Source organism: Syntrophomonas sp. UBA1041, from assembly GCF_002316705.1.
Taxonomy (GTDB): Bacteria; Bacillota; Syntrophomonadia; order Syntrophomonadales; family Syntrophomonadaceae; genus DTU019.
On the sequence record NZ_DCEA01000120.1, the window covers coordinates 93,524 to 96,717 of the forward strand.

A 3,194-nucleotide genomic window follows, 5' to 3' on the forward strand; every position below is an offset into this window, starting at 1 on the left:
GGTCCCCCCGCCGATATCGACGATCAGATTGCCGGTAGGCTCATGAACCGGCATACCTGCGCCTATTGCTGCCGCCATGGGCTCTTCTATCAAGTAGGCCTCTTTGGCGCCGCCGGCTAAGGCCGCTTCCCGCACGGCTCTTTCCTCAACCGTGGTGCAGCCGGTGGGGATGCTGACAATCACCCGGGGCCTGATGAAGGGTGTTTTCTGCCCCAGAGCTTTACTGATAAAGTACTTCAACATGGCCTGAGTAACGTCAAAGTCAGCGATAACCCCGTCTTTCATAGGGCGGATGGCTATGATATTACCCGGGGTTCTGCCGATCATCTGCTTGGCCTCTTCACCCACGGCCAAAACCCGTCCGTTGTCATTCTGTATGGCCACTACGGATGGTTCGGTCAAAACGATGCCTTTTCCTTTAACGTGCACCAGGGTATTGGCCGTACCCAAATCTATTCCCATATCTCTACCGAAAACCAAAATAGTTTTTCCTCCTTAAAACTAGATTAGACCTCTAGATTTCATGCTGCAGTATTTATTATCACCAATTATCACATGGTCGAGGACTTCAATGCCCACTATCTGTCCGGCCTCAACCAATCTGCGGGTAGTCTCCATATCTTCGTTGCTGGGATGGGGATCACCGCTGGGATGATTATGTACCAATATAATAGAAGCAGCGCTTCGCTTTACGGCATTCTTAAAAACCTCGCGGGGGTGGGCCATCGAACTGTGCAACCCCCCCACCGAAATATCCTCGGTAACTATGATGCCGCCTTTGCGATCCAGGTAAATCACTTTAAAATGCTCCCGGTCGAGGTAGCGCATATCTTCCATAACTAAAGTTTTGACATCTTCCGGCGAGGTGATCACCGGTTTGGATTCCTGGCTTAAGGCCAGTCTGCGACCTAATTCAATGGCGGCTTTGATGCTGACCGCCTTGGCCATACCGATGCCGCGTTCACTCATCAATTCTTCCAGGCTGGCTTCTTTCAGGCGGCGCAGGGTTCTGTATTTTATCATTATCTGCCGGGCCAGATCAAGCGCGTTGATTTTAGTGGTGCCCATACCCAGAATAATGGCTATAAGTTCATGGTCGTCCAAACGGCCTTCACCGAATTTGGCCAGTTTTTCCCGGGGCCTCATATCCTCTGGCAATTCCTTAATGCCTACCGCATGGTAGCTCATCTTCTACACCCCCCAATAATTGCAGGCCTTGTTTTTTCAGCATAAAATACAGGGTGTGAAGTGGCAATCCTACTACATTATAAAAACAGCCGTCGATATGATCCACAAATACGGCGCCTAAGCCTTGTGCCCCGTAAGAGCCGGCTTTGTCCAAAGGCTCACCGCTGGCTATATAGGCCCAGATTTCATCCTCCTGAATATTACGAAACCTGACTCGAGTTATTTCACTTGCAGCTTGTATACTTCCGTTACAGGTATTGAGAACACACAGGCCGGTTATCACTCGATGTTCCCGGCCGCTTAACAACGAAAGCATCTCAAAGGCTTCCCATTTATCGCGGGGCTTGCCCAGAATCCGGTTGTCCACTACCACAATGGTATCAGCCGCAATTATCAGTGCTTCAGGCTCTTGTGCCGCCACCGCCCTGGCTTTTGAGGCAGCTAATTCCAAACAGGCCGCGGCCGGGTCTCCATTAAAGTTGTCAAAGCTCTCATCTACGTCAGCGGGATTGCAGGAGAACCGCAGCCCGATCAACTCCAAAAGCGTCTTGCGACGGGGTGATTGCGACGCTAAGACCACACGCATGGCCATTTACCTCTCATTTACAGCTTTCTATACAAGGCATAGGCAATCAAAAAGCCCAGGAGAGTAAATATACTAACATGGAACATCAGCCCCAGGGTGAGCGAAAAGACCTTCAAATCCAGTGTAAAAGGGGCAAATCCCAGGTTTTGCATCCTCCCCAGAACCTGCCCGGCGGGCCACGTTTTAACTATAGCGTCCCCGATAAAACTCCCGATGATACCACCCAGTATCAGCAGCAGGGCGAGGATTTGCCATCCAGGTTGTATCTTACCGCGACTAGCCACAATAGCCTCCCAATCAACTTCTTTACAAGTTTAGCATTACCCCCAGGCAAAAACAAGGTAAGCAAAAAAGGAGAATACCTTGCTAACACAGCATTCTCCACTTTTTTTATTAATTTTTACACCCGGGCCGGTCTGAAAAAAGATCTAACGGTTCAGGGCCAGGTTAAAGCTTAAAACCTCCAGATTGACAGACAGGTCTACATTCCTGAAAACGATATCCGGGGGAACCTTCAAGACCCGCGGAGAAAAGTTCAGAATGGCCTTGACGCCGGCCTCCAGCAATTGCTCGGTAACATCCTGGGCATGGGTGGCCGGCACTGCGATAACCCCTATCTGAATATCGTATTGTTCAACCAGATCTTGCAGCTGATCCAGGGGCTGTACTCGCAGGGAGCCCAGTTTATTTCCGATAATATTGGGGTTTACATCCAAAATAGCGCAGATATTGAAACCGCGTTCGAAAAACCCCTGATATAGAGCCAGAGCTGAACCAAGCTTTCCTGCACCGACTATAATGGTGTTCCAGCGGTGGTCCAATCCCAATATTTTCATCAATTGACAATACAGTTCAGAAACCTTGTAGCCAACTCCGCGGGTTCCGAATTCTCCAAAATAAGCCAGGTCTTTTCTGACCTGAGCAGAACTGACGCCTACACCTTTGGCGATTTCGCCCGAAGATATAGTCTCTTCGCCCTCTTCCATTAACTGGTGCAGATATCTGGAATAAATAGACAGTCTCATCACGGTAGCTTCAGGTATCTTGAATACTTTCAAGAGTTCCAACTCCTTTGGCTGGCTGCAGTGTTCCATATGTTAAGTCAAAAACCACCAGCGAAAATGAATTCTTTCACTAACTAGGTAAGAATTAGACTCATTATATCAAAACCTTTATAAGGTTGTATACCACTATTGCTACCAGGGCGGAAGAAGGGATGGTCACAAACCAGGCTACGATGATTTGACGGGCTATATTCCAGCGCACCCCTTTGAGGCGTTTGGCAGCGCCCACCCCCATGATGGAAGATGATACCACATGGGTGGTGCTGACGGGTGCTCCCAGCATACTGGCTCCATAGATGACTACTGCGGAAGTGGCATCGGCTGCGAAGCCGTTGATAGGCTCAATGCGAAAGATC

The 3,194-nt window shown here is 49.4% G+C and carries 6 protein-coding genes; all 6 read right to left on the reverse strand.

Features of this window, described 5'->3' with window-relative positions; genetic code table 11:
* Positions 1 to 462, reverse strand: a 462-nt coding sequence (locus B2633_RS17790; RefSeq protein WP_483171982.1) for a rod shape-determining protein, incomplete at its 3' end; no start/stop codon positions are given.
* A gap of 39 nt (positions 463 to 501) precedes the next feature.
* Positions 502 to 1,188, reverse strand: coding sequence for a RadC family protein (radC, locus tag B2633_RS17795; RefSeq protein WP_481037878.1), 687 nt, complete (start codon positions 1,186 to 1,188; stop codon positions 502 to 504).
* Entirely contained in the window at positions 1,163 to 1,774 is a 612-nt protein-coding gene (locus B2633_RS17800) for a Maf family protein (protein WP_483171975.1), read from the reverse strand. The genes radC and B2633_RS17800 overlap by 26 nt, the downstream gene beginning before the upstream one ends.
* 17 nt (positions 1,775 to 1,791) lie before the next feature.
* Complete coding sequence (locus B2633_RS17805) at positions 1,792 to 2,058, reverse strand: DUF4321 domain-containing protein (RefSeq protein WP_481037876.1); 267 nt, start codon at positions 2,056 to 2,058, stop codon at positions 1,792 to 1,794.
* 144 nt (positions 2,059 to 2,202) lie between these two features.
* A complete protein-coding gene (locus B2633_RS17810) occupies positions 2,203 to 2,832 on the reverse strand; it encodes a redox-sensing transcriptional repressor Rex (protein ID WP_481037875.1) in 630 nt (209 codons plus the stop codon).
* Between the two features lie 100 nt (positions 2,833 to 2,932).
* Positions 2,933 to 3,194 (reverse strand): inorganic phosphate transporter (locus B2633_RS17815; protein WP_483171976.1); only part of this gene is annotated, 262 nt, incomplete at its 5' end.

Excerpts from the sequence above, each read along its gene's own strand:
- radC (WP_481037878.1), bottom strand. The coding sequence starts at position 1,188 with ATGAGCTACCATGCGGTAGGCATTAAGGAATTGCCAGAGGATATGAGG.
- B2633_RS17800 (WP_483171975.1), bottom strand. The coding sequence starts at position 1,774 with ATGCGTGTGGTCTTAGCGTCGCAATCACCCCGTCGCAAGACGCTTTTG.